Genomic DNA, 25,196 nt, shown 5'->3' on the forward strand with positions numbered 1-25,196 from the left:
GGCGACCGCGAGGCCACCGACGACGACGGCGTCGGGCGCGGCGCCGAGGTGGCCCGCGGCGACGACCGTCAGCGCGGCGGAGGCGACCGTCGCCATCAGGCCGTACATCCGCTCGTCGGGGTCCGCGTGGCTGCGCAGCTGGAGGACGAGGGTGAGCAGCACCCACACGCCGAGGGTGCCCATGATCGCGGCGGGCGCGTTCTCCCGGCCGGCGGCGAGCAGGACGACGTCGGCTGTCAGGCCGCCTGCGAAGGCGAGGGCGATGCCCTGCCGGGCCGGCCACATGCCGTTGAGCCGGAACCAGCCGGCCGCGGTGACGGCCTGGAGCAGCACGAGCGGGAGGAGCAGGCCGTACGGGCCGAGGGCGGCGCCGACGGCGAGCAGGGCGCCGAGACCGGCGGTGAGCGCGGCCGGCTGGATCCCGGGCGGGATGATCGGCGACCGGCCCTCGGCCCGCGCGCGCTGGGCGTCGGTGAGGCGGGTGTGGCCGGAGGTGGTGGGCGAGGACCAGTCGGGCCCGCCCGCGGAGGCGGTGCCCGGGGCGGCGGGAGCCTCAGCCGCCGCCGGTGCCGACGCCGGCGTCTCCTCGGGCAGCGGGTGAGCGGCGGCCTGCGGCGGCAGGTACGCGGTGTCGGCGGAGAACGGCTGCGGCGCGGGCGCGGGCTGCTGGACCACCGGCTGGTACTGCGTGTCCCAGGTCTGGCCCTCCCACGTCTGTGTGACGTGCGGGTCCTGGTGCCCGTACGGCTGCTGCTGCCCGTACGGCTGCCCGTTCCCGTGCTGCTGTCCGTACTGCTGCTGCTCGTACTCCCGCTGTCCGTGCTCCTGCTGCCCGTACGGCTGCTGCTCCCCGTACGACTGCTGGTTCCCGTAGTACGGGTCGTAGCCCGAGCCCGGGTCGTACGGCTGCTGCTGATCGCTGCTCATGCTGTGCGGTTCACCCTCCTGCGAACGGCGGGAGCACCTCGACCGTGCCGCCCTCGGCAAGGCGTACGGTCTCATGCGCGCGGGTCCCGACGGGGTCACCGTCGATGAGGAACGAACACCGCTGGAGTACGCGGACCAGCTCGCCCGGGTGCTTCGCACGGGCGGCGTCCAGTGCCTCGGCCAGGTTCTCGGCGGTGTACGGCTCCTCGGCGACACCGGCGGCGGCCTTGGCCGCGGCCCAGTAGCGGATGGTTCCCGCTGCCATAGCGGCGCTCCCTTCGTTCGTGTGCGCGCCGCTGTCCATGATGGGCTATCCGCGCGTGAGCCAGTCCCCCAGACGGCGCAGCAGCTCCTCGTCCGCCGCGTTCTCCGCGTGCCCCATGCCGGGCTCCAGCCACAGCTCGCACCCGGCGGCCGCCGCGAGCGTCCGCGGGTGGTCGACGGGGAAGTACGGGTCGCGGTCGCCGTGCACGATCAGCAGCGGGGTCGGCGCGATCAGCGGGGCCGCCTCGACCGGGGACAGCGGTACGGGGTCCCAGTCGCGGTGGTCGATGCGGGTCCGCAGCCCGTAGCGGCCGACGAGCCGGCCCACGGGACGGGTGATCACCCAGTGGACGCGGCGCATCGAGGGCGTGCCCCGGTAGTACCAGCGGGCGGGCGCGCTGACGGCGGCGACGGCGTCGGTGTGCCCGCCGGTGTCCCGCTCCAGGGCGGCGTGGCGCAGGACGATCGAGCCGCCCATGGAGAAGCCGACGGTCGCCACGCGCGCGTGGCCGAGGTCACGGGCCCAGCGGACCGCGGCCGCCAGATCGAGGACCTCCCGGTCGCCGACGGTGGAGCGGCCACCCGATCGGCCGTGTCCCCGGAAGGAGAAGGTGACGACGGCCGCGTGCTCGGCGAGGGCCCGGGCGGCGCGGCGGACGGCGGGGCGGTCGGCCGACCCGGTGAACCCGTGGGCGAGGACGACGGCCGTATCGGTGACACCGCGCGTACACGGTTCGTAAACGGCCTCGATACGGACACCGTCCCCGGTGAGCAAAGTGGCACGCTGGGATCGGGATGTGGTCGAGAAGACATCCACGATGTGAAATCGGCCCTCTGCCTCGGAACTCATGTGGGCTATTCTGCTTGCCAGAGGATCCGGGCGACGCAGCCCCCGGGTCCTTTTGCGTTTTCCGTCCGTTGTTACGGACGGATGAACAAAAGCTCTCAGGGCGCGAGAGCCAGCAGTGATGCAGCTGTGAGCAAGTGCCGCAGTAGTCCTCGCAGGGACCGAGGAGGAACCGACGTCATGGACGAGCGAACCGAGCACGACCGACCGACGACCCGACCGACAGCGCGGCCGACGGCGCAGGCAGGTGGGATGCGATGAGTTCTCTGCTGCTCCTCACCAACGCCCTCCAGCCGTCGACCGAGGTGCTTCCCGCCCTCGGCCTGCTGCTGCACAACGTGCGGGTGGCCCCCGCCGAGGGCCCCGCGCTGGTGGACACCCCCGGGGCGGACGTCATCCTGGTCGACGGCCGGCGTGACCTCCCGCAGGTCCGCAGCCTCTGCCAGCTGCTCCGCTCCACCGGGCCCGGCTGTCCGCTGATCCTCGTCGTCACGGAGGGCGGCCTCGCGGCCGTCACCGCCGACTGGGGCATCGACGACGTGCTGCTCGACACCGCGGGTCCCGCCGAGGTCGAGGCGCGGCTGCGCCTCGCGATGGGGCGGCAGCAGATCGTCGCCGACGATTCCCCGATGGAGATCCGCAACGGCGATCTCTCGGTGGACGAGGCGACGTACAGCGCCAAGCTCAAGGGCCGGGTCCTGGACCTGACCTTCAAGGAGTTCGAGCTCCTCAAGTACCTCGCGCAGCACCCGGGCCGGGTCTTCACCCGCGCCCAGCTCCTCCAGGAGGTCTGGGGGTACGACTACTTCGGTGGCACCCGTACGGTCGACGTCCATGTGCGGCGGCTTCGCGCCAAGCTCGGACCCGAGCACGAGTCGCTGATCGGCACCGTCCGTAACGTCGGATACCGCTTCGTCACGCCCGAGAAGGTGGAGCGGGCGGCCGAGGAGGCGCGGGCGAAGGAAGAGGCCCGGGTCAAGGCCACCGCGCGCGATGTCACCCCCTCGGGGGACAGGAACGTGGCAGAGGCCACAGCGCGACCTGCCGGTAGGTAGGTCACCCCGCGTAGACTGCCGCGCGTGGCCAAGGTGACGCGGGACGACGTGGCGCGACTGGCGGGTACTTCGACCGCCGTCGTGAGCTACGTCATCAACAACGGACCCCGGCCGGTCGCCCCGGCCACGCGCGAGCGTGTACTCGCCGCCATCAAGGAGCTGGGCTATCGCCCGGACCGGGTGGCGCAGGCCATGGCGTCCCGGCGCACGGATCTCATAGGCATGATCGTCCCGGACGCGCGCCAGCCGTTCTTCGGCGAGATGGCGCACGCGGTCGAACAGGCCGCCGCCGAGCGCGGCAAGATGGTCCTGGTCGGCAATTCGGACTACCGGGACGAGCGCGAGGTCCACTACCTCCGCGCCTTCCTCGGGATGCGGGTCTCCGGTCTGATCCTGGTCAGCCAGGGCATGAGCGAGCGGGCCGCGAGCGAGATCGAGGCCTGGGACGCGCGCGTGGTGCTGCTGCACGAGCGGCCCGAGGCGCTGGACGACGTGGCGGTCGTCACGGACGACATCGGCGGCGCGCAGCTCGCCACCCGCCACCTCCTGGAGCACGGGCACGAGTACGTGGCCTGTCTCGGTGGCGTGCCGAACACCCCGGCGGTCGGCGACCCGGTCGCGGACCACGAGGAGGGCTGGCGGCGCGCGATGCTGGAGTCCGGCCGCTCGATCGAGGGCCGGCTCTTCCAGGCCCCGTACAACCGCTACGACGCCTACCAGGTCGCGCTGAAGCTGCTGTCGGGTCCCGACCGGCCGCCGGCCATCTTCTGCTCCACGGACGACCAGGCCTTCGGTGTGCTGCGGGCGGCGCGGGAGCTGCGGATCGACGTGCCGACGGAGCTCGCGGTGGCGGGCTTCGACGACGTCAAGGAGGCGGCGCTGACGGATCCGCCGCTGACGACGATCTCCTCGGACCGACCGGCGATGGCCCGGGCGGCGGTGGATCTCGTCCTCGACGACGGGCTGCGCGTGGCGGGGTCGAAGCGCGAGCGGGTCAAGCTGTTCCCGTCGGCGCTCGTGGTCCGCCGCTCCTGCGGCTGCGACGGCGGCTGACGGGCGCCTCCCGCCCCCCACTCCCCCGGGCCTTTATATCGGGCATACAGGGTTCTGTCGGGCTTCTCAGGTCGTCCTCAGGGTGCTCTCATGTTCGGCTCCGAGAGTCATAGCCATGACGGACTTCCAGCAGCAGCCGCAGCAGCCGTACTACCCGCCGCGTCCTCCGTACGACCCCACGCAGCCGGTCACGACCGACCCGGGTACGACGATCTGGCCGTCCGGCGGTCACATGCCTCCCGTGCCGCCCGCGGCCCCGCCGTCCCACGCCGGCGCCCCGGCCCCGCGCCGGCGGGCCAAGCGAGGCGTGGGGCTCATCGCCGCCGTCGCCATCGCGGCGGCGGCGGTCGGCGGCGGCACGGCCACCCTCGTGCAGCAGCTGACCGCGGACTCCACCTCCACCGCGGGCGGCGTCAGCGGCACGAACGTCTCCGCGAGCAGCAAGGGCACGGTCGCCGGAGTCGCCGAGGCGGTCTCCCCCTCGATCGTGGAGATCTCCGCGAGCTCGACCTCGGGCAAGTCGACCGGCTCCGGCGTGATCATCACCGGCGACGGCGAGGTCGTCACCAACAACCATGTGATCTCGGGCGCCTCCGAGATCAGCGTGCGGCTGTCCGACGGGAAGACGTACCCGGCGAAGGTCGTCGGCACCGACCCGGACAAGGACCTGGCGCTGATCAAGCTGGAGGGAGCGTCCGGTCTGAAGGCGGCCACGCTCGGGAACTCCGACAACGTGAAGGTCGGCGACGAGGTGGTGGCGATCGGCTCCCCCGAGGGCCTGACCGGCACCGTCACCAGCGGCATCGTCTCCGCGCTCGACCGTGATGTCACCGTCGCCAAGGACGAGGGCCAGGACCAGCAGCAGCGCCCGCAGTACGACCCGCGGCAGGGCTGGCCCTTCGAGTTCGGCGGTCAGGAGTTCAACGGCGACACCGGTTCGTCGAAGACGACGTACAAGGCGATCCAGACGGACGCCTCGCTGAACCCGGGGAATTCCGGCGGCGCGCTGATCAATATGAACGGCGAGATCATCGGAATCAATTCGGCCATGTATGCGCCGAGTTCTTCGAACGGTTCTTCGGCCGGCAGCGTCGGGCTCGGATTCGCGATCCCCGTGAACACTCTCAAGGCCGACCTCGACAGCCTCCGCGACGGCGGTTCGAACTGAACGCGTGCGACGCTGACACCATGACTGGCCCGGAGAACGCAGGCGACCGCATCCTCATCGTCGACGACGAACCCGCCGTACGGGAGGCGCTGCGCCGCAGCCTCGCGTTCGAGGGGTACGGGACGCAGGAGGCCGTCGACGGAGTCGACGCGCTCGCCCGCATGGAGTCGTACGCCCCCGATCTCGTCGTGCTCGACGTGCAGATGCCCCGGATGGACGGGCTGACGGCGGCGCGGCGGATCCGGGCGTCCGGCTCGACCGTGCCGATCCTGATGCTGACCGCGCGGGACACGGTCGGCGACCGGGTGACGGGGCTCGACGCGGGCGCCGACGACTACCTGGTGAAGCCCTTCGAGCTGGACGAGCTGTTCGCCCGGATCCGGGCGCTGCTGCGGCGCAGCTCGTACGCGAGCACCGCCGGGGCCCCGGCCGACGGCGACGACAGCCTGCGCTTCGGGGACCTGCGGATGGACCTGGCGACCCGCGAGGTGACGCGGGCCGGGCGGACGGTGGAGCTGACGCGGACGGAGTTCACGCTCCTGGAGATGTTCCTGGCGCACCCGCGCCAGGTGCTGACCCGCGAGCAGATCCTGAAGGCGGTCTGGGGCTTCGACTTCGAGCCGTCCTCGAACTCGCTCGACGTGTACGTGATGTATCTGCGGCGGAAGACGGAAGCGGGCGGCGAACCGCGCCTCGTGCACACCGTGCGCGGCGTGGGCTACGTGCTGCGCGGTGGGGGTCCTGAGTGAGTGGTCCTGTGTCGTGGTTCCGGTCGCGGCCCCTGCGGTCCCGGCTCGCGCTGCTGACGGCGACGGCGGTCGCGGTGGCCGTGGCGGCGGTGTCGCTGGCGTGCTGGTTCGTGACGCGGGCGCAGCTGGAGGCCGAGCTGGACTCCTCGCTGCGCAGCATCAAGGTGGACGAGCGTTCGGTGACCGCGCTGTCGCTTGCCTGCGCGCGCGGTGACGACTCGCCGGTCCAGCTGACCGGCTCCTACACGGCCACGGTCCAGATCGTGCTGAGCAACGGCAAGGCGTGCACCTACGGTCCCTCGCCGATTCCGGTGCAGGCGGGCGACCTGGCGGTGGCGCGCGGACAGTTGCCGGACTCGCTGCACACCGCGAACGCCGAGGACGGCACCGAGATGCGGGTCTACACCTACCGGCAGCCCGCCTTCCAGGACGTGGTCGGCGTCTCGGTCGCCCGCCCGCTGTCCGAGATCGACAACTCGATGGCCACGCTGCGCTGGGTGCTGCTGCTGGTCTCCGGGATCGGTGTCGTGGGCGCGGGGGCGGCCGGACTGTGGGTGGCGCGGACCGGGCTCGAACCGGTGAACCGGCTCACCGACGCGGTCGAGCACGTGGCCGCGACGGAGGACCTCACGGTCCGTATCCCGGCCGAGGGCGAGGACGAGATCGCCCGTCTTTCGCGCTCCTTCAACGCGATGACGGCCGCGCTCGCGGTCTCCCGTGACCGGCAGGCGCAGCTGATCGCGGACGCGGGCCATGAGCTGCGGACGCCGCTGACCTCGCTCCGTACCAACGTCGAACTGCTCGCCCGCAGCGAGGAGACCGGCCGCGCCCTGCCGACGGAGGACCGGCGGGCGCTGATGGCGTCGGTGAAGGCGCAGATGACGGAGCTGGCGGCCCTCATCGGCGACCTCCAGGAGCTGGCCCGCCCGGACGCGGCACAGCCGGGACCGCTGGAGGTCGTACCGCTGCACACGATCCTGCGCTCGGCCCTGGACCGGGCGCGGCTGCGCGGACCCGAGCTGACGTTCGTCACCGAGCTGGCGCCCTGGTACGTCCGTGCGGAGCCGGCCGCTCTCGAGCGCGCGCTGGTGAACGTCCTGGACAACGCGGTGAAGTTCTCGCCGCCCCGGGCGACGGTCGAGGTGCGGCTGATGCGCGGCGAGCTGACGGTCCGCGACCACGGTCCGGGGATCGCGCCCGAGGAACTCCCGCATGTCTTCGACCGTTTCTGGCGCTCTCCGTCGGCCCGCAGCCTGCCCGGCTCGGGGCTCGGCCTGTCGATCGTGGCCCGTACGGTGCAGCAGGCCGGCGGCACGGTGGAGCTGACGGCGGCGGAGGGCGGCGGCACGGCGGCGGTCCTGCGGCTGCCGGGGGCGCCGACGCCCCCGCCGTCAGTTGTGGCGGATGAGGGACTCGATCAGGCCTGAGCGGGTGTTGGGGTAGTCCATGGGGACGATCCCGAGACCCTTCCAGCCGTTCGCCGTGCCGTCGAGGAAGCCGTGGACGCGCGGGTTGAGGTTGTCGGAGTTCCAGCGCGGCGGCAGCGAGGCCGAGGTGGAGACGAAGTTGATGTAGAGCTTGCCCGGCTGCTCGACGGCCTTGCGGAAGTGGGCCTCGATCTTCGGGTACTTGGCGTTCGGCAGGGCGTTCCAGTCGTCCTGGATCGCGATGGCCCCGCCGTCCCACCACTTCAGGCCGGGAAGTCCGCCGTTGTCGGCGATGAGCACGACCTTGCCGCGGGCCTCGCCGAGGGTGGGCACGGTGTCGCCGATGCGGAAGAGGGAGCGCCAGCCGCGGTTGTCGAGGTAGTCGGTGAAGATCGCGCCGAAGGTGGCGTCGGAGTCGGAGGAGTACTCCTGCTTGACCCGCATGAGGACGGTCTCGGAGGGGCGGGCGGCGAGGAAGTCGCGGCAGGCGATGAGGACGTCGCCGAACATCATGTTCTGGTAGGCGGCGCCGTGGTGGATGGCGAAGGAGCCGCCGGTGACCCGGCAGCGGATGTCGAGGAAGCGGATTCCGGCGGCGAGCTGCTGGGCGATCGTGGTGTTCTGGCACTCGGCCCAGGGGCCGCCGAAGCGGGCGCCTGAGTCGTGGGTGCCGGGGATGGTGAGCTTCTGGAGCGGGGTGGGGTCGCCGTGGCCGGCCATCCAGTCCTGGGTGCTGAGCGCCCGCGCGGGCGGGGCTCCCACCAGGAGGACGGCACCGGCTGCTGCGGCTCCCGCGAGAAAGCGTCGTCGGTCCATGCGCGGAGTATGACGCGTACGCGTCAATCCACGCCAGGGGTGCGGAGGACGCGAAAGGGGCGGCGGACCGTAGAAACGATCCACCGCCCCTGGGCGTCGCGACGTTACTTCACGACAGTGATCCGGCCCGTCGCCGGCGGGGCCAGCGGGGCGCTCGCCGAGGAGTGGGCACCGAGGTAGGCGGTGAACAGGTCCAGGTCGGAGGCGCCGACCAGCTTGTTCTTGTGCTCCTTCAGGACGGCGAAGCCGTCACCGCCACCGGCCAGGAACTCGTTCATCGCGACCCGGTAGGTCTTCGACGGGTCGATCGCCTCGCCGTTCAGCTTCACCGAGGACACCACGATCCGGTCGGCGCCGGTCTTCGTCAGGTCCAGGGTGTACGTGAAGCCCTTCGACACCTGCAGGATCTTCGGGGCGGCCTGGTTCGGGCCGCTGACCTGCTGCTGGAGCGCGGTGATGAGCTGGGCACCGGTCAGGTCGACCGCGGTCATCATGTTGGTGAACGGCTGGACGGTGTACGCCTCGCCGTAGGTCACCACGCCGTCGCCCTCACCGGCCGACGCCTTGTGGACCAGCGGCGCGCGCACGCCGCCCGGGTTCATCAGCGCCAGCTGCGCGCCGCCCTTGTCGGCCGGGGCCAGGCCCTCGAGCTGCGCGTCGGCGATCAGGTTGCCGAGCGGCTTCTCGGGCGCGTCGAAGGGGTTGTCGATGTCACCGGAGATGTAGCCGACGGGACGGCTCGCGATCGGCGCGGCCAGCGTCTTCCAGCGCTCGATCAGCGAGGTCATGTCCGCGGCCTTGGCGACGTCACGGGTGACGACGTGGTTCGCGGAGGAGACGGCCGTGCGGACGATGTCCTTCGTACGACGGTCGTAGGTGAGCGTCGTGTCCGTGTACAGCTTGCCGAAGGAGGCGGCCGAGGTGACCGTGCGCGGCTTGCCGGACGGGTCCGGGATGGTGCACGCGTACGCCTGGTGCGTGTGGCCGGTCACCATGGCGTCGACCTGCGGGCTGACGTTCTTCGCGATGTCGACGATCGGGCCCGAGATGCCGTCACCGGGGCCGGGGCTGTCGCAGTCGTAGTTGTACGAGCCCGAGGCCGGCACGCCGCCCTCGTGCAGCAGCGCGACGATGGACTTGACGCCCTTGCGCTCCAGGACCTTGGTGTACTTGTTGATCGCCTCGATCTCGTCGCCGAACTTCAGGCCCTTGATGCCCTCGGCGGAGACGATGTCGGCGGTGCCCTCCAGGGTGACGCCGATGAAGCCGACCTTGACCCCGTTGCGCTCCCAGATGAAGTACGGGTCCAGGATCGGGCGGCCGGTCTTCTCGTCGGTCACGTTGGCGGCGAGGTACGGGAAGTTCGCCCCCTTGAAGCGCTTGCCCTCCTCGAAACAGCCGGCGGTCGGGTGGCAGCCGCCGTTCTGCATCCGGGCCAGCTCGCGCGCGCCCTCGTCGAACTCGTGGTTGCCGACCGAGCTGACGTCGAGCTTCAGCTTGTTCAGCGCCTCGATGGTCGGCTCGTCGTGGAAGAGCCCGGAGACCAGCGGAGAGGCGCCGATCATGTCGCCGGCGGCGGCGGTCACCGAGTACGGGTTGCCCTTGCGGGCCTCGCGCAGGTGCGTGGCCAGGTACTCGACGCCACCGACACCGTCGATGGTCTTCGTCGTCCCGTCGGGCTGGATCTGAGTGACCCGGCCCGCCGAGCCCGTCGGCGGCTCCAGGTTCCCGTGCAGGTCGTTGAAGGAGAGCAGCTGGACGTCGACATAGCGCCCGTAGCCGTATCCGTTGCCCTGCCCACGGCCGTCGCTCTTCGTCCCCGAAGCGCCCGCGGGCAGCGCGGCCACGAGCGCGCCGACGGTGGCGAGCCCCGCGCCGACGGCGAGTATCCGCCCCGCCGTCCTCTTCTTCTTCGCTGTCGCTGCCATCGCTCCCCTTGTCCCCGCGCCCCGTCGTGCGGCGCCACTCGACTGCTCATTCGACTGCTGATCGTGCCAGCGCAGCCTAGAGTCAACGCGCGTAGCGCAACAGGGGGTACCGGGTTACAACTAGGTTGAAACAACGGCCCGCCCCCGGCTCCCTTCCTTCAACAGGGGTTGCCACGCCCTTGGCCAAGCGGCCGACTCCCCCGCCTTGTCAGTGGCTCCCACTAGCGTGGACACATCGCTTGGAAGGGGCGCTTCAGTGCTTTCCGGTCGCAAGTACCGACTTGAGCTGACAACTGAACAGGCCGGACAGTGCCAGGAGTTCGCCGATATCTGCCGTTCCGTGTGGAACACCGGACTAGAACAGCGCCGCGAGTATCGACGGCGCGGGGCGTGGATGGATTACGTGCCGCAGGCCGCGGAATTGGCCGCTGCCAAGCACGACCATCCGTGGCTCAAGGCGGCGCCGTCGCACGCGCTCCAGCAGACCCTCCGTGACCTGGACCGGGCGTGCCGGGAGCACGGCACCTTCCGTGTGCGATGGAGGTCCAAGGCGCGCTGGGCACCTTCCTTCCGATTCCCAGCCGGGACCCTGATCGCGGTGGAACGCATGGGGCGCAAGTGGGGGCGGGTGAAGCTGCCGAAGCTCGGATGGGTCCGTTTCCGCTGGTCCCGCCCTCTTGGCGGCGAGATTCGCTCCGCGACCGTCAGCCGGAAGGCCGGGCGCTGGTTCGTGTCGTTCCTCGTGGAGGACGGCGCCGTCACGCCGGAGCGGCACGCGGCACCAGGCACGGTGGTCGGGATCGACCGGGGCGTGCGGACAGCCGCCGTCACCTCGGACGGGGACTTCTACGACCGACCGTTCATCACCGCAGGCGAGGCGACGCGGTACCGACGGTTGCAGCAGCGTCATTCCCGGTCGGCCCCGGGGAGCGCCAACAGGGCCAAGATCGTCACGGCGATGAACGCGATCATGACCCGGGTCGCCGACCGGCGCGGAGATTTCTGCGCCCGGACAGCCGCCCGGATCGTCAAGAGAAACGCGCTCGTGGTGCTGGAAGACCTCCGGATCCGCGGTATGACCGCCTCCGCCGCCGGGACCCCGACCGAGCCCGGTCGCCGGGTCGCGCAGAAACGGGGTCTGAACCGGGCGATTCTCGACAAGGGCTGGCACCGGCTCGAACTCGCCCTCACCGGCGCCGCCCGGTACACGGGCACGACCGTGGTGAAGGTGGACCCCGCGTACACGTCGCAGCGCTGTTCCGCCTGCGGGTTCATGTCGGAAGGCAACCGCGAGAGCCAAGCGGTGTTCCGGTGCAAGAACCCAGGTTGCGGACACCTGGAGCACGCCGACGTGAACGCGGCCAAGAACCTCCGTAACGCGGCAGGACATGTCGTGTCAGCCTGTGGAGACCTCGGCATCGGCCGGTCCGCGAAGCAGGAACCCGTAAGCCGGGCGACCGGCCGAAAACCCCATGGGGAATCCTCGTCCTTCGAGGCGAGGAGGAAGTCAATCCGTAGGCTCGCATCATGACTCCTGACGCGGCACCGGCCCTCGAACCCGGCCGGCAGATCCACACTCTCGACGAGCTCTCGGCCGAGCAGGTGAGCGACGTCCTCGACCTGCTGGAGGCGGCCGACCGTGCGGACGGCGTGCATGCCGTGTCCGAGCAGGGGCGGCTCTATCTCCGGCACGGGCGGCGCGAGGGTGTACGGCACTTCCTGCTCACCGTCGGCTCGAACCTCTACGGCTACGCCCAACTGGAGGACACCGACCCCGTGGAGGCCCCGGCCGCCGAGCTCGTCGTCCACCCGTCGCACCGGGGCCGCGGGCACGGGCGGGCGCTCGGCAGCGCGCTGCTCGCCACCTCGGGCAAGCGGCTGCGGGTGTGGGCGCACGGCGGGAAGTCGGCGGCCCGGCACCTGGCGCAGGTCCTCGGCCTGACCCTGTTCCGCGAACTGCGCCAGCTGCGCCGCCCCTTGGTCCCGCTCGACATCCCCGAGCCGGTGCTGCCCGAGGGCGTCACGGTCCGCACCTTCGTGCCCGGTCAGGACGACGCGGCCTGGCTGGCCGTGAACGCGGCGGCCTTCGCCCACCACCCGGAGCAGGGCTCGCTCACCCAGCGGGACCTGGACGACCGGACGGCGGAGCCGTGGTTCGACCCGAAGGGCTTCTTCCTGGCGGAGAAGGAGGGCCGGCTGATCGGCTTCCACTGGACGAAGACCCACGCCGAGGAGCAGCTCGGCGAGGTGTACGTGGTCGGGATCCTGCCCGACGCCCAGGGCAGCGGCCTCGGCAAGGCGCTGACCGCGATCGGCCTGCGGCACCTCGCGGCGCAGGCGCTGCCGACGGCGATGCTGTACGTGGACGCCGACAACACGGCGGCCGTGACGGTCTACGAGCGGCTCGGCTTCGTGACGCACGAGGTGGACCTGATGTACCGGACCGAGTCGTGACGTACCGCACGGAGCCCTGAACCAGCTTTCGGAAGGGGGCGGTTGACACCGCCCCCTTCCTTCCACCACCCTTTCACTACTTGATTAGTGAAAGGGTGGTGGAAGGAACGTGCTCGAGTACCGGATCGACCGGCGCAGCGGGGTCGCCACCTATCTCCAGATCGTCCAGCAGACCGAACAGGCCCTGCGCATGGGCCTTTTGGAGCCGGGCGACCAGCTGCCCACCGCGCGCGAGGTCGTCGAGGCGACGGCCATCAACCCGAACACGGTCCTCAAGGCCTACCGCGAACTGGAGCGCGCCGGCCTCGTCGAGGCGCGCAGGGGCCTGGGCACCTTCGTCCGGGCCACGCTCGGGGCCGCCCCCGCCGAGTCGCCGCTGCGCGGCGAACTCGCCGACTGGGCGCGCCGGGCCCGCACCGAGGGCCTGGAGCGCGAGGACGTGTCCGCGCTCTTCACTTCCGTACTGAAGGAATTCTTCGAGGGGGACGCATGACCAGTGGTACGGCCCTGAGCACCGAGGGCCTCGGCAAGCGGTACGGCGGAGGAGGCGGCGGCCGCTGGGCGCTGAAGGACTGCTCCTTCGCCCTCCCCGCCGGCCGGATCTGCGCGCTCGTCGGCCCCAACGGCGCCGGCAAGTCCACGCTCCTGGCGCTCGCGGCGGGCCTGCTCAGGCCCACCGAGGGCACCGTCCGGGCCCCCGACCGCGAGCGGCTCGCGTACGTCGCCCAGGACAAGCCGCTCTACCCGCAGCTCACGATCGCCGAGACGCTGCGGATGGGCCGGGAGCTCAACCCGGACCGCTGGGACGCGTCGATCGCGGACCGCGTCGTCGCCGCGGGCCCGCTGGACCCGGGCGCCAAGATCCGCTCCCTCTCCGGCGGACAGCGCACCCGGGTGGCCCTCGCGCTCGCCCTCGGCAAGCGCCCGGAACTCCTGCTCCTGGACGAGCCGATGGCCGATCTCGACCCGCTGGCCCGCCATGAGCTCATGGGCGTCCTGATGGCCGACGCGGCCGAGCGCGGCACGACCGTCGTCATGTCCTCGCACGTCCTCACCGAACTGGAGGGCGCCTGCGACCACCTGCTGTTCGTGGCCGAGGGCCGCGTCCGGCTCGCCGGCGCGATCGACGACCTCCTCGGCGCCCATGTGCTGCTGCGCGGCCCGGTCGCCGACCTGGCCCCGCACACGGTGATCGACTCCCGCACGACGGGCCGTCAGCTCACCGCCCTGGTCCGCCGCGAGGGCCGCGTCGAGGGCCCGTGGGAGACCACCCGGCCCACCCTGGAGGACCTCCTCCTCGCCCACCTCCGCGCGTCGAAGACCACCGGGACGACCGCCGGATCGACCGCCGGGACGACCACCGAAGGAGCCTCCGCATGAGCACGCTGATGAGCGGCCTCACGCCGAAGGGCCCGTACTGGGCCACGGTCCGACAGCACCGCAGGACGCTGAGGTTCGCGGGCATCGCCGTGGTGCTGGGGCTCGCCTCCATGGCCTGGGTCCGTTTCTGGGACTCCCGTTCGGTCGGCCTCGACGACCCCGGCCACGGGCCGCTGCGGGCCGCCATGGACCTGGCCGCCACCACGCTCCACTTCCTCCCCCTCCTCGTCGCCGTGTTCGTCGCGGGCCCGCTGATCGCCCGCGAGCTGGAGTCGGGGACGTACAAGCTCGCCCTGACCCAGTCCGTCACACCGACCCGCTGGCTGGCGTCGAAGCTGCTGGTCGCGGGTGTCGTCACGGTCGTGGGCACGCTCGTGCTGGTCGGCGCGTTCCGGCTCGGCTGGGGCGGCGTCGCCGGATCCTTCCGTTTCCAGTGGTACGACCAGGGCGTCTTCGACGCCTCGGGCCCCGTCCTCGTCGCCCACGTCCTGCTCGCCCTGGGGATCGGCGCCGTGCTCGGCCAGCTGATCCGCCGTACCGTCGTCGCCATGGCCGCCTCCGGGGTCGTCACCGGCGCCGTCCTGCTGGCCCTGAACGGTCTCCGCTGGGAGTGGCTGCCCGTCCGGACCGCCACCGCGGACTTCACCGCGGGCGACGGGATCGTGGCCCTCATCCCCGAGAGCGCCGCCCCCGGCGACTCCGGGCTGCTCACCGCCACCGGCGAGCGCCTGGAGGGCTGGTACTGCTCCGAGCCCGTCAACCCGGCCCTGTGCCGCAGCGACGTCAGCGTGACCAGCCACTTCGCGGACTACCACCCGGTCTCGCAGTACTGGCCTCTCCAGCTCATCGAGACGGGCGTCTGCCTCGCCCTCGCCGCGCTCGCGCTCTTCGCCGCCTTCCGGATCCTGCGCCGCCGGCACGGCTAGCGGGCCCGCCCGGCACGGCTAGCGCCCGCCCGGCACGGGTCGCCGCCCCGCCCGGCACGCTCGTCCGGCGCACCCGGCACGCTCGGCCGGCGCACCCGGCCACCGCGCCCGGCATGTACGGGAGCGGCCCGAACCCGTACCGTACGAATCAGGCCACGGAAAATCGGCCGGTGGGGCCCTTCAGGGGCCCCACCCCCGATTCCCGCACGACATGTCCTCGTTACCGGCCATTCAGACGCGCTTGCGACGCTCACGCAATGAAGCCCGCCGTGCCTCCTCCCGCCCAGGCGCTCCCGAAGGGGAGACTGCCCGCGCCCACGGCCCGCTCCGACGCGCCCGACCAGCCCTTCGCGCGGAAGAATGGGGCCATGAGCAAGCAGCCCGCCGAGGTCCCGGTCCAGCCGTCCGCCACCCCTTCCGCCCCGACGTCCGCGACAGCCTCCGCGACGCCGGCCGGGAAGAACGCCAAGGCGTCCGCCAGGACGTCCGGGAAGAAGCCCGCGACCGGCGAGAAGAAGGGCGAGGCGCCCGCGCAGCCCACCGTCGGCTCCATAGCCGCTCACCGCCCGCACACGGTCGGCTCGCCCGGCCAGGGCGCCGACCTCGACCCGGACCTGGACGCCGACCTCGACGGCTACGAGGACGACTCCTCCGGCGAGCTGCCCCAGGGTCGCTTCCTCGACCGGGAGCGCAGCTGGCTCGCGTTCAACGAGCGGGTGCTCGAACTCGCCGAGGATCCCAGCACACCCCTCCTCGAACGGGCTAACTTCCTCGCCATTTTCGCGTCGAACCTCGACGAGTTCTTCATGGTCCGGGTGGCCGGTCTCAAGCGCCGTATCGCCACCGGCGTCGCCAACCGCTCCGCCTCAGGTCTGCAGCCCCGCGAGGTCCTGGAGCTGATCTGGACCCGTTCGCGCGAGCTCATGGCCCGGCACGCCGCCTGCTACCAGCAGGACATCGCCCCCGCCCTGGCCGACGAGGGCATCCACCTGATCCGCTGGCCCGAGCTGACGGAGAAGGAGCAGGCGCGCCTCTTCACCCTCTTCCGCCAGCAGATCTTCCCGGTCCTCACCCCGCTGGCCGTCGACCCCGCGCACCCCTTCCCGTACATCTCCGGCCTCTCCCTCAACCTGGCCGTCGTCGTACGCAACCCGGTCAGCGGCCACCGCCACTTCGCCCGCGTCAAGGTCCCGCCGCTGCTCTCCCGCTTCCTGGAGGCCTCCCCCGAGCGGTACGTCCCGCTGGAGGACGTCATCGCGGCGCACCTGGAGGAGCTCTTCCCCGGCATGGAGGTGCTCGCGCACCACATGTTCCGGGTGACCAGGAACGAGGACCTGGAGGTCGAGGAGGACGACGCGGAGAACCTGCTCCAGGCCCTGGAGAAGGAGCTGCTGCGCCGCCGCTTCGGCCCGCCGGTCCGCCTGGAGGTCGAGGAGTCCATCGACCCGTACGTCCTCGACCTGCTGGTCCGCGAGCTGAAGATCTCCGACGCCGAGGTCTACCCGCTGCCCGGCCCGCTCGACCTGACCGGCCTCTTCGGGATCGCCGCCCTGGACCGGCCGGAGCTGAAGTACCCGAAGTTCGTGGCCGGCACCCACCGCGACCTGGCCGAGGTCGAGTCGGCGTCCGCGCCCGACATCTTCATGGCGCTGCGCGAGCGGGACGTGCTGCTGCACCACCCGTACGACTCCTTCTCCACGTCCGTCCAGGCCTTCCTGGAGCAGGCGGCGGCCGACCCGGACGTCCTCGCGATCAAGCAGACGCTCTACCGGACCTCCGGCAAGTCGCCGATAGTCGACGCGCTGATCGACGCCGCCGAGAGCGGCAAGCAGGTCCTCGTCCTCGTCGAGATCAAGGCCCGCTTCGACGAGCAGGCCAACATCAAGTGGGCGCGGAAGCTGGAGGAGGCCGGCTGCCACGTCGTCTACGGCCTCGTCGGGCTGAAGACGCACTGCAAGCTGTCGCTCGTGGTCCGCCAGGAGGGCGACGTGCTGCGCCGCTACTCGCACGTCGGCACCGGCAACTACCACCCGAAGACGGCCCGGCTCTACGAGGACCTCGGTCTGCTCACCGCCGACCCGCAGGTCGGCGCCGACCTCTCCGACCTGTTCAACCGGCTCTCCGGCTACTCCCGCCGCGAGACCTACCGCCGGCTGCTCACCGCGCCGAAGTCGCTGCGCGACGGTCTGGTCTCCCGGATCCACAAGGAGATCGCCCACCACCGCGCGGGCCGCCCCGCGTACGTCCGGATCAAGGTCAACTCGATGGTCGACGAGGCCATCATCGACGCCTGCTACCGGGCCTCGCAGGCGGGCGTGCCGGTCGACATCTGGGTCCGCGGCATCTGCGCGCTCCGCCCGGGCGTCGCCGGTCTCTCCGAGAACATCCGGGTCCGCTCGGTCCTCGGCCGCTTCCTGGAGCACTCCCGGATCTTCGCCTTCGGCAACGGCGGCGAGCCCGAGGTCTGGCTCGGCAGCGCCGACATGATGCACCGCAACCTCGACCGGCGCATCGAGGCCCTGGTCCGGGTCGCCGACCCGGCCCACCGGGCGGCCCTGACCCGGCTCCTGGAGACCGGGATGTCCGACACCACCTCCTCCTGGCACCTCGGCCCGGACGGGAACTGGACGCGGCACGCGACCGACCCCGACGGCCAGCCTCTGCGGCACGTCCAGGAGATGCTCATCGACGCGCGGAGGCGCCGGCGTGCACAACCCTGACCACCTCGCGGCCACCGCGGACACCACCAGGGACGCCACAAGCGTCACAGGCGTCACCGCGGGCGTCTCGGCGGGAGAGGTCCTCTCCCCCTACCTCCAGGCGCGGGCCGGGGACTTCCTGCGCGCCCTGCGCCTGCACACCGAGGCCGGGGCGGACACGACCGGCGCGGAGGAGGCCGCCCGCGCGCTGCGGGCGGCCGCCCGGCGCATCGGCGGCACGCTGCACACCTTCCGGCCGCTCCTCGACGCCCCCTGGGCCGACCAGCTCCGTACGGAGCTGGCCTGGCTCTCCGGGACGCTCGCCCTCGAACACGCCTGCACCGCCCGGCTCGTCCGGCTGGTGGACGCGCTGTCCCGCCTGTCGAGCGCCGGCCAGGGTTCCGGAGGGCCCGTACCGGCCGCGCGCGGCGCCGAGAGCTCCGGCCTGACGGTCGGCGCCGCCCGGGCCGGCGCCCTCCTGGAGCGCCAGCTCACCCTGGCCCGTACGCGCGCCCACTCCGCCGCGCTCCAGGCGCTCGGCTCCTCCCGCTTCCACGCGGTCGCGGACGCCGTCGCCCTGCTGGCCTCCGAGGTACCACTGGGCCCCGCGGGGGCGGCCCGGGCGGTCGACGTCCTCGACGCGCCGGCCGCGGTGGTCGAGCGCCGCCTCCTCGACGCGGTCGGCGGCCTGCCGCTGGCCCGCGCGGCCCACCCGTACAACGCCGACGCGCTCGCCCTCGCGGCCGGCGAGACCCAGGACGCGCCCTGGCACCAGGCCCGCCTGCTGCTCCGCCTGCACCGGTACGCCTGCGAGGTCCTGCAGGGCGACGCCCCGCCCGACCCGGTCCTCGACGAGGCCGGCCGGGCCCTGAACCGGCACCGCGACGCCTCCGAGGCGGCCGCGGCGGCGGCCGGTGCGGCCCGCACCCCGCGCATCGCCCCGGCGACCGCGTACGCCCTGGGCGTCCTGCACGCGGACCAGCGGCACGAGGTCGAGGCCGCCCGCTTCGCCTTCCAGCGCACCTGGCAGCACGCCACGGCAAGCCTGTCATGACCGCAGCCGACCCGATCCTCGCGGCGGGATGCGTACTGTGGCGGCGCATGCCCTACGGGGGCGGCGGCACGCAGATCGCCGTGATCTTCCGGCCAAAGTGGCGCGATTGGTCCCACCCGAAGGGAAAGCTGAAGCGCGGGGAGGATCCTCGCGCCGGTGCCCTACGAGAGGTGCTGGAGGAGACCGGTATGACGTGCGAGCTGGGCATCGAGCTGTCCAGCGTGCGGTACGAAGTCCAAGGCCGCCCCAAGGTGGTCCGCTACTGGGCGGCTGAGGCCACGGGCGGCTGGTTCGAACCGAACCGGGAAGTCACTCGGCTGCTCTGGCTCTCGCCGACCGCCGCACGGGCACGACTGACCCGGACCCGGGACAAGGAGCTCCTCGACGCCTTTCTCACGGCGCGGAAGGGCGCGTAGGCCCGGTAGGTCGCCACGAGGGCTTGAGCAGGCCGGGGTCAAAGGGCGCCTTGTCACTGACGCCCGCAGGCACGGGCAGGACGAGTACCGAAGCGAGCACCTGAGAGATCACCTCACGCTTCTCACGCGAACTCATCCGAGCCCACTTCTCGGGGGCCCACCCGCGCAGGAGGTTCTCGGCCGTCTGCGCCTCCATGTACGCGTGGCGCTCCGCCTCCAGACTCGCGATGGCCCGGTCGACTCGCGCGAGCAGATGCCGGCCGTCTCCCCATGATGCCTCCCCCGTGACAACCGCCGTTTCGATCCCGCGCCGCGTCGTGCGGAGCCGGGTCAGCCTCTCCTCACCGCGCCGTCGATACCATCGCAACGAGCCGTACCACCCAAAAGGCACGTGGGCCGCGCGGAATCCGCAGAGAGCCGGCCCCCAGCGCTCCCCCAGCCGCCCGCCCGGCCCAGAGGCACCGCACCCGCCCTTACAGCACGGTTCACTTTCCGTTCACTCTCAACCGTCGGCCGCTTCACCTGTTCTGCCTAATTTCGGTCGTACGGGGTGCACAGGCACAGCGCCGCTCCCACAACCCGACACACACCGCCGTACAACGTTCAGGACACCCGGTCCGCGGCTGGCGGCTTCTGGAAGGAACACCCGAAAGTGAAGCTTTCGCGCATGAACGGGCTTCGCGCCTCCGCGATCGGTGCCCTCGTCGTCTCCGGTGCCCTCGTCCTCTCGGCGTGTGGCTCGGACAACAACACCGGCACCCCCGCGAACGGCGAGAAGACCTCGGCCGCCGCGTCGAACATCAAGTGCGACGGCGCCAAGGGCCAGCTCCTCGCCGCGGGCTCCTCCGCGCAGAAGGGCGCGATGGACCTCTGGGTCAAGAACTTCCAGGCGGCCTGTGAGGGTGTCGAGGTCAACTACCAGGCCATCGGCTCGGGCGGCGGTATCACCAAGTTCAACCAGGGCCAGGTCGCGTTCGCCGGCTCCGACTCCGCGCTGAAGGAGGAGGAGGTCGCCGAGTCCGCGAAGATCTGCAAGACCGGCAAGGGCGTCAACCTCCCGATGGTCGGTGGCCCCATCGCCATCGGTTACAAGCTGGACGGTGTGGACAACCTGGTCCTCGACGCCTCCACCCTCGCCAAGATCTTCGACAACAAGATCACCAAGTGGAACGACCCGGCGATCGCCAAGCTGAACCCGGGCGCCAAGCTGCCCGACAGCACGATCCAGGCCTTCCACCGCTCGGACGAGTCCGGCACCACCCAGAACCTGGGCAAGTACCTCTCGACGGCCGCCGCCGCCGACTGGAAGCACGACCCGAAGTCGAAGTCGTGGCCGGCCCAGGGTGGCCAGGCCGCCAACGGCTCCTCCGGTGTCGCCACCGCGGTCAAGGACACCGAGGGCGCCATCGGCTACTTCGAGCTCTCCTACGCCACCGCCAACAAGATCAGCACGGTCAGCCTGAACACCGGCGCCGCTGCCCCGGTCGCGGCCACCTCGGAGAACGCCTCCAAGGCCATCGCCGCCGCCAAGGTCAAGGGCACGGGCTCCGACATGGCGCTCTCCCTCGACTACGCCACCAAGGCCGAGGGTGCCTACCCGCTGATCCTCGTCACCTACGAGATCGCCTGCGACAAGGGCAACAAGGCGGAGACCCTGCCGACCCTGAAGGCGTTCCTGAACTACACCGTCTCCGAGGAGGGTCAGAAGATCCTCTCCGACGCCGGTTACGCCCCGCTCCCGGCCGACATCGCGGCCAAGGTCCGCGAGATCGTCCCCACCCTGTCCTGATCCCCGGCCGGGGCCGGTCCACCACCCACGGGTGACGGACCGGCCCCGGCATCCGGTGCACCGCCGCCAGGAGCCGTACGCAGTCACGGCTCCGCAGACCGGAGAGACCGATGGTTACGACAACCACGCCACCCATACGAAACAGCCGCCGCGCCAAGAGCGCGACGCGCGCGGGAGACAAGATCTTCCTCGGACTGTCCCGAGGATCCGGCATCACCCTCCTGGTGATCATGGCCGCGATCGCGGGCTTCCTCACCTACCGCGCCATCCTTGCCATCTCCAAGGACTCCACGAACTTCTTCACCACCTTCGAGTGGAACCCGTCGGGCAACCCGCCGGTGTTCGGCATCGCGGTCCTCGCCTTCGGCACGATCGTCTCGTCGATCATCGCGATGCTCATCGCCGTGCCGGTCGCGATCGGCATCGCGCTGTTCATCTCGCACTACGCCCCACGCAAGCTGGCCAAGCCGCTCGCGTACGTGGTCGACCTGCTCGCCGCCGTGCCCAGCATCATCTACGGCCTGTGGGGCGCGATCTTCCTGGTCCCCTACCTCGACGGCCTCAACAAGTGGCTCGACCAGTACTTCGGCTGGACCTACATCTTCGACAAGGCCAGCGACGGCCCCGCCCGCAACCTCTTCACCGTGGGCATCCTGCTGGCGATCATGATCCTGCCGATCATCACCAACGTCACCCGTGAGGTCTTCCTCCAGGTCCCGCAGATGCAGGAAGAGGCCGCCCTCGCCCTCGGCGCCACGCGCTGGGAGGTCATCCGGATGTCGGTGCTGCCCTTCGGCCGCTCCGGCATCATCTCCGCCTCGATGCTCGGCCTCGGCCGCGCCCTCGGCGAGACGATGGCCGTCGCCGTCGTCCTCTCCCCGAGCTTCCTCCTCTCGGGCCACCTCCTCGACCCGGGCGGCGGCACCTTCGCCCAGAACATCGCGGCGAAGTTCAACGAGGCCGACACCTTCGGCCGTGACGCGCTGATCGCCTCCGGCCTGGTCCTCTTCGTCATCACGCTGCTGGTCAACGGCGCCGCCCGGTGGATCATCGGTCGCCGCAAGGAGTACTCGGGGGCCAACGCATGAGCCACAACGCCATACAGGATCGCCCGCCCGTGAAGGTCACCGTCAAGCGCGATCCGCTCAGCCACTCCCGGCTCCCCAAGTGGACCCCGTTCGCCATCGCGGTCGGCTCGATCGCCGCCGCGGTCGGCCTCGGCCTCGCGGCCGGCTGGCACAGCCGCATCCAGTGGGGCCTGATCGCCGCGCTGTTCTTCGTCCTCGGCACGTACGCCGTCACCTCCAAGGTCGAGGGCAGCCGCCAGGCCAAGGACCGCGTCGCCACCAGCCTCGTCTGGGTCTGCTTCATCCTGGCCGTCGTCCCGCTGCTCTCGCTGGCCTGGGTCACGATCAGCAAGGGTCTCGAGGTCCTCGACCCGTACTTCCTCAGCCACTCGATGAACGGCGTCCTCGACGCCGAGGCCGGCGGCGGTGTCTACCACGCACTGCTCGGCACCATCGAGCAGGTCGCCATCGCGACGCTGATCGCCGCGCCGATCGGCCTGCTGACCGCGGTCTACCTGGTCGAGTACGGCAAGGGGCAGCTCGCCCGGGCCGTCACCTTCTTCGTCGACGTCATGACGGGCATCCCGTCGATCGTCGCGGGTCTGTTCATCCTCGCCACCTGGAATCTGATGCTGGGCTTCGGGCCCTCCGGATTCGCCGGCGCGATGGCCCTCGCGATCCTGATGATGCCGGTCGTCGTCCGCTCCACCGAGGAGATGCTCAAGCTCGTCCCGAACGAGCTGCGCGAGGCCTCCCTGGCCCTCGGCATCCCGAAGTGGCGCACGATCCTGAAGGTGGTCCTGCCCACCGCGATCGGCGGCATCACCACGGGCGTCATGCTCGCGGTCGCCCGTATCACCGGTGAGACGGCCCCCGTCCTGCTCCTCGTGTTCGGTACGAAGCTCATCAACCCGAACCCCTTCGAAGGCGCCCAGTCCTCGCTGCCGCTCTACGTGTACGAGCAGTACGCGGTCGGCACCGACGCCGCCGTGGCCCGCGCCTGGGCCGCCGCGCTCGTCCTGATCGCCTTCGTCATGATCCTCAACCTGGTGGCCCGCGGCATCGCCCGCTGGAAGGCCCCCAAGACCAGCCGCTGACCGCGGCCACCCCTGGAAGTGAATTGATATGGCCAAGCGAATCGACGTCAGCGGCCTCTCCGCGTACTACGGCGCCCACAAGGCGATCGACGACATCTCCATGACCGTGGAGCCCCGCTCGGTGACGGCCTTCATCGGCCCCTCCGGCTGCGGCAAGTCCACGTTCCTCCGCACCCTCAACCGCATGCACGAGGTCACCCCGGGCGGCCGTGTCGAGGGCAAGGTCCTCCTGGACGACCAGGACCTGTACGGCGCCGGGGTCGACCCGGTCGCCGTGCGCCGCACGGTCGGCATGGTGTTCCAGCGCCCGAACCCGTTCCCCACCATGTCGATCTTCGACAACGTGGCCGCGGGCCTGCGCCTCAACGGCAGCTACAAGAAGTCCGAGCTCAACGAGATCGTCGAGCGCTCCCTCAAGGGCGCGAACCTCTGGAACGAGGTCAAGGACCGGCTGAACAAGCCGGGCTCCGGCCTCTCCGGTGGTCAGCAGCAGCGTCTGTGCATCGCCCGCGCGATCGCGGTCGAGCCCGAGGTCCTGCTGATGGACGAGCCGTGCTCGGCCCTCGACCCGATCTCGACCCTCGCGATCGAGGACCTGATCGGCGAGCTGAAGGAACGCTTCACGATCGTCATCGTCACGCACAACATGCAGCAGGCCGCCCGCGTCTCGGACCGCACGGCCTTCTTCAACCTGGCGGCCGTGGGCCAGCCGGGCAAGCTCATCGAGCTGGATGACACGGAGCGCATCTTCTCCAACCCGAGCGTCCAGGCGACCGAGGACTACATCTCCGGCCGCTTCGGATAAACAGGCTCCGGCCCGTGTAACCCACCACCGGGGGCAACCACCGACGCCCCCGGCACAGGGTCACCACGGCTCCGGACAACACGTCCTGCGGTGCTGCATGGCGGTGCCACCGCAAGACGAATGGGCCCGGCTCTCCAACAGGAGAGCCGGGCCCAACCATTTCGTACGCCCCGTTGTGGGCAGTCGTTCCGCAGGGCGGAACGGGTGGGCACAACGCCACGTGACCGGTGCACGCCACCAAGGCCGTCCACCCCAAGGCCCCGCGCCTGTGCCCGTCAGCCGAAGAACAGCTGCACCACATAGAAGCTGAGCGCAGCGACGATCGCAGCGGCCGGCATCGTGATGAACCAGCCCAGGATGATGTTCTTCGCGACACCCCACCGCACCGCGTTCACCCGCTTCGTCGCACCCACGCCCATGATCGCGGACGTGATGACGTGCGTCGTGGAGATCGGCGCGTGGAAGAGGAACGCGGAGCCGAACATGATCGTCGCGCCCGTGGTCTCCGCCGCGAACCCCTGCGGCGGGTCCAGCTCGATGATCTTCCGGCCGAGCGTCCGCATGATCCGCCAGCCACCCGCGTACGTACCCAGCGAGAGCATCACGGCACACGCGATCTTCACCCACACCGGGATGTCGTCGCCGGCCTGCTGCACATCGGCGATGACCAGGGCCATCACCACGATGCCCATCGTCTTCTGGGCGTCCTGCAGACCGTGGCCGAGGGCCATGCCCGCCGCCGACACCGTCTGAGCGATGCGGAAACCGCGCTTCGCCTTGTGCGGGTTGGCCTTCCGGAACATCCACAGGATCAGGCACATCACCAGGTAACCGGCGATGAGACCGACGACCGGCGAGATGAACATCGGGATGACGACCTTGTCGAGCACGCCCGACCAGATCACCTCCGTACCGCCCGCGAGCGCCGCGCCCACCATGCCGCCGAACAGCGCGTGCGAGGAGGAGGACGGCAGACCGAAGTACCAGGTGACCAGGTTCCAGATGATCGCGCCGACGAGCGCGGCGAAGAGGATGCCCATCCCCTTGTCGCCGTGCGGCGTCTCGATCAGGCCCTCACTGACGGTCTTGGCGACCCCGCTGCCGAGGAACGCGCCGGCGAGGTTCATCACGGCGGCCATCGCCAGGGCCGCCCGCGGGGTCAACGCCCGGGTCGAGACCGAGGTGGCGATGGCGTTCGCCGAGTCGTGGAAGCCGTTCGTATAAGTGAAGCCGAGCGCGACACCGATGGTCACGATCAGCGCGAAGGTGTCCACG

23 protein-coding genes are annotated in these 25,196 nt (G+C 71.0%); 17 read left to right on the forward strand and 6 right to left on the reverse strand.

Features of this window, described 5'->3' with window-relative positions:
* The 3 genes from AB0E14_RS29275 to AB0E14_RS29285 form a co-directional block, all read right to left on the reverse strand.
* Positions 1-927, reverse strand: a 927-nt coding sequence (locus AB0E14_RS29275; protein WP_362424633.1) for a hypothetical protein, incomplete at its 3' end; no start/stop codon positions are given.
* A gap of 10 nt (positions 928-937) precedes the next feature.
* Positions 938-1,192, reverse strand: a complete 255-nt coding sequence (locus tag AB0E14_RS29280) for a MoaD/ThiS family protein (RefSeq protein WP_315896192.1) — start codon at positions 1,190-1,192, stop codon at positions 938-940.
* Between the two features lie 45 nt (positions 1,193-1,237).
* A complete protein-coding gene (locus AB0E14_RS29285; RefSeq protein WP_362424637.1) occupies positions 1,238-2,041 on the reverse strand; it encodes an alpha/beta fold hydrolase in 804 nt (267 codons plus the stop codon).
* Positions 2,042-2,295: 254 nt separating this feature from the next.
* Here AB0E14_RS29285 and AB0E14_RS29290 point away from each other — a divergent pair, with 254 nt between their 5' ends.
* From AB0E14_RS29290 to AB0E14_RS29310, 5 genes are all read left to right on the forward strand, one after another.
* Positions 2,296-3,093, forward strand: coding sequence for a response regulator transcription factor (locus AB0E14_RS29290; protein WP_362424640.1), 798 nt, complete (start codon positions 2,296-2,298; stop codon positions 3,091-3,093).
* Positions 3,094-3,117: 24 nt separating this feature from the next.
* Positions 3,118-4,146, forward strand: a complete 1,029-nt coding sequence (locus AB0E14_RS29295; RefSeq protein WP_362007758.1) for a LacI family DNA-binding transcriptional regulator — start codon at positions 3,118-3,120, stop codon at positions 4,144-4,146.
* A gap of 115 nt (positions 4,147-4,261) precedes the next feature.
* Complete coding sequence (locus AB0E14_RS29300) at positions 4,262-5,314, forward strand: trypsin-like peptidase domain-containing protein (RefSeq protein ID WP_362424643.1); 1,053 nt, start codon at positions 4,262-4,264, stop codon at positions 5,312-5,314.
* Positions 5,315-5,334: 20 nt separating this feature from the next.
* Positions 5,335-6,063, forward strand: a complete 729-nt coding sequence (locus AB0E14_RS29305; protein WP_362424646.1) for a response regulator transcription factor — start codon at positions 5,335-5,337, stop codon at positions 6,061-6,063.
* Positions 6,064-6,071: 8 nt separating this feature from the next.
* Positions 6,072-7,490, forward strand: coding sequence for a HAMP domain-containing sensor histidine kinase (locus AB0E14_RS29310; protein ID WP_362424649.1), 1,419 nt, complete (start codon positions 6,072-6,074; stop codon positions 7,488-7,490).
* On the opposite strand, the gene AB0E14_RS29315 is transcribed toward AB0E14_RS29310, so the two are convergent.
* Both AB0E14_RS29315 and AB0E14_RS29320 read right to left on the reverse strand, forming a co-directional pair.
* Complete coding sequence (locus AB0E14_RS29315; RefSeq protein WP_362424652.1) at positions 7,455-8,306, reverse strand: phosphatidylinositol-specific phospholipase C; 852 nt, start codon at positions 8,304-8,306, stop codon at positions 7,455-7,457. The two genes, AB0E14_RS29310 and AB0E14_RS29315, sit on opposite strands and share 36 nt — an antisense overlap.
* A gap of 104 nt (positions 8,307-8,410) precedes the next feature.
* Positions 8,411-10,234 carry a bifunctional metallophosphatase/5'-nucleotidase gene (locus tag AB0E14_RS29320; RefSeq protein ID WP_362424655.1) on the reverse strand — a complete coding sequence of 608 codons (1,824 nt, stop codon included), beginning with the start codon at positions 10,232-10,234 and terminating at the stop codon, positions 8,411-8,413.
* 226 nt (positions 10,235-10,460) lie between these two features.
* Between AB0E14_RS29320 and AB0E14_RS29325 the strand changes: the two genes are divergently transcribed.
* The 12 genes from AB0E14_RS29325 (at position 10,461) to pstB (ending at position 23,921) form a co-directional block, all read left to right on the forward strand.
* Positions 10,461-11,765, forward strand: coding sequence for a transposase (locus tag AB0E14_RS29325; RefSeq protein WP_362424658.1), 1,305 nt, complete (start codon positions 10,461-10,463; stop codon positions 11,763-11,765).
* Complete coding sequence (mshD, locus tag AB0E14_RS29330; protein ID WP_362424661.1) at positions 11,762-12,688, forward strand: mycothiol synthase; 927 nt, start codon at positions 11,762-11,764, stop codon at positions 12,686-12,688. The genes AB0E14_RS29325 and mshD overlap by 4 nt, the downstream gene beginning before the upstream one ends.
* A 109-nt stretch (positions 12,689-12,797) precedes the next feature.
* Positions 12,798-13,181: a GntR family transcriptional regulator gene (locus tag AB0E14_RS29335; protein WP_362424664.1), complete on the forward strand. Its 384-nt coding sequence runs from the start codon at positions 12,798-12,800 to the stop codon at positions 13,179-13,181.
* Positions 13,178-14,068, forward strand: a complete 891-nt coding sequence (locus AB0E14_RS29340) for an ABC transporter ATP-binding protein (RefSeq protein WP_362424667.1) — start codon at positions 13,178-13,180, stop codon at positions 14,066-14,068. The genes AB0E14_RS29335 and AB0E14_RS29340 overlap by 4 nt, the downstream gene beginning before the upstream one ends.
* The gene (locus tag AB0E14_RS29345) at positions 14,065-14,994 is read left to right on the forward strand and encodes an ABC transporter permease subunit (RefSeq protein ID WP_362424671.1); all 930 of its coding nucleotides are present in this window, start codon (positions 14,065-14,067) and stop codon (positions 14,992-14,994) included. The genes AB0E14_RS29340 and AB0E14_RS29345 overlap by 4 nt, the downstream gene beginning before the upstream one ends.
* A gap of 368 nt (positions 14,995-15,362) precedes the next feature.
* Positions 15,363-17,714, forward strand: coding sequence for an RNA degradosome polyphosphate kinase (locus AB0E14_RS29350; protein ID WP_362424674.1), 2,352 nt, complete (start codon positions 15,363-15,365; stop codon positions 17,712-17,714).
* Positions 17,701-18,747, forward strand: a complete 1,047-nt coding sequence (locus AB0E14_RS29355) for a CHAD domain-containing protein (RefSeq protein WP_362424677.1) — start codon at positions 17,701-17,703, stop codon at positions 18,745-18,747. Before AB0E14_RS29350 ends, AB0E14_RS29355 begins: the two co-directional genes overlap by 14 nt.
* Complete coding sequence (locus AB0E14_RS29360) at positions 18,744-19,163, forward strand: NUDIX hydrolase (RefSeq protein ID WP_362424680.1); 420 nt, start codon at positions 18,744-18,746, stop codon at positions 19,161-19,163. Before AB0E14_RS29355 ends, AB0E14_RS29360 begins: the two co-directional genes overlap by 4 nt.
* A 652-nt stretch (positions 19,164-19,815) precedes the next feature.
* On the forward strand, positions 19,816-20,952 hold the full coding sequence (pstS, locus tag AB0E14_RS29365) for a phosphate ABC transporter substrate-binding protein PstS (RefSeq protein ID WP_362424683.1): 1,137 nt from the start codon (positions 19,816-19,818) through the stop codon (positions 20,950-20,952).
* Positions 20,953-21,062: 110 nt separating this feature from the next.
* Entirely contained in the window at positions 21,063-22,040 is a 978-nt protein-coding gene (pstC, locus tag AB0E14_RS29370; RefSeq protein ID WP_362424686.1) for a phosphate ABC transporter permease subunit PstC, read from the forward strand.
* Positions 22,037-23,116 carry a phosphate ABC transporter permease PstA gene (gene pstA / locus AB0E14_RS29375; RefSeq protein WP_362424689.1) on the forward strand — a complete coding sequence of 360 codons (1,080 nt, stop codon included), beginning with the start codon at positions 22,037-22,039 and terminating at the stop codon, positions 23,114-23,116. Before pstC ends, pstA begins: the two co-directional genes overlap by 4 nt.
* Before the next feature lie 28 nt (positions 23,117-23,144).
* On the forward strand, positions 23,145-23,921 hold the full coding sequence (pstB, locus tag AB0E14_RS29380) for a phosphate ABC transporter ATP-binding protein PstB (RefSeq protein WP_362424692.1): 777 nt from the start codon (positions 23,145-23,147) through the stop codon (positions 23,919-23,921).
* 275 nt (positions 23,922-24,196) lie between these two features.
* Here the strand turns inward: pstB and AB0E14_RS29385 are convergent, their stop codons facing one another.
* Positions 24,197-25,195 (reverse strand): inorganic phosphate transporter, encoded by a 999-nt coding sequence (locus AB0E14_RS29385; protein ID WP_362424695.1) that lies wholly within the window; start codon positions 25,193-25,195, stop codon positions 24,197-24,199.
* Between the last annotated feature and the right edge of the window lies 1 nt (position 25,196).

It is taken from the genome of Streptomyces sp. NPDC047981 (assembly GCF_040653315.1).
Lineage (GTDB): Bacteria > Actinomycetota > Actinomycetes > Streptomycetales > Streptomycetaceae > Streptomyces.

What these genes read in the sequence shown, in the direction of transcription:
- AB0E14_RS29280 (WP_315896192.1), bottom strand. Translation starts at nt 1,192, where the DNA reads ATGGCAGCGGGAACCATCCGCTACTGGGCCGCGGCCAAGGCCGCCGCC.
- AB0E14_RS29285 (WP_362424637.1), bottom strand. Translation starts at nt 2,041, where the DNA reads ATGAGTTCCGAGGCAGAGGGCCGATTTCACATCGTGGATGTCTTCTCG.
- AB0E14_RS29290 (WP_362424640.1), top strand. Translation starts at nt 2,296, where the DNA reads ATGAGTTCTCTGCTGCTCCTCACCAACGCCCTCCAGCCGTCGACCGAG.
- AB0E14_RS29300 (WP_362424643.1), top strand. Translation starts at nt 4,262, where the DNA reads ATGACGGACTTCCAGCAGCAGCCGCAGCAGCCGTACTACCCGCCGCGT.
- AB0E14_RS29305 (WP_362424646.1), top strand. Translation starts at nt 5,335, where the DNA reads ATGACTGGCCCGGAGAACGCAGGCGACCGCATCCTCATCGTCGACGAC.
- AB0E14_RS29315 (WP_362424652.1), bottom strand. Translation starts at nt 8,306, where the DNA reads ATGGACCGACGACGCTTTCTCGCGGGAGCCGCAGCAGCCGGTGCCGTC.
- AB0E14_RS29320 (WP_362424655.1), bottom strand. Translation starts at nt 10,234, where the DNA reads ATGGCAGCGACAGCGAAGAAGAAGAGGACGGCGGGGCGGATACTCGCC.
- mshD (WP_362424661.1), top strand. Translation starts at nt 11,762, where the DNA reads ATGACTCCTGACGCGGCACCGGCCCTCGAACCCGGCCGGCAGATCCAC.
- AB0E14_RS29340 (WP_362424667.1), top strand. Translation starts at nt 13,178, where the DNA reads ATGACCAGTGGTACGGCCCTGAGCACCGAGGGCCTCGGCAAGCGGTAC.
- AB0E14_RS29345 (WP_362424671.1), top strand. Translation starts at nt 14,065, where the DNA reads ATGAGCACGCTGATGAGCGGCCTCACGCCGAAGGGCCCGTACTGGGCC.
- AB0E14_RS29350 (WP_362424674.1), top strand. Translation starts at nt 15,363, where the DNA reads ATGAGCAAGCAGCCCGCCGAGGTCCCGGTCCAGCCGTCCGCCACCCCT.
- AB0E14_RS29360 (WP_362424680.1), top strand. Translation starts at nt 18,744, where the DNA reads ATGACCGCAGCCGACCCGATCCTCGCGGCGGGATGCGTACTGTGGCGG.
- pstC (WP_362424686.1), top strand. Translation starts at nt 21,063, where the DNA reads ATGGTTACGACAACCACGCCACCCATACGAAACAGCCGCCGCGCCAAG.
- pstA (WP_362424689.1), top strand. Translation starts at nt 22,037, where the DNA reads ATGAGCCACAACGCCATACAGGATCGCCCGCCCGTGAAGGTCACCGTC.
- pstB (WP_362424692.1), top strand. Translation starts at nt 23,145, where the DNA reads ATGGCCAAGCGAATCGACGTCAGCGGCCTCTCCGCGTACTACGGCGCC.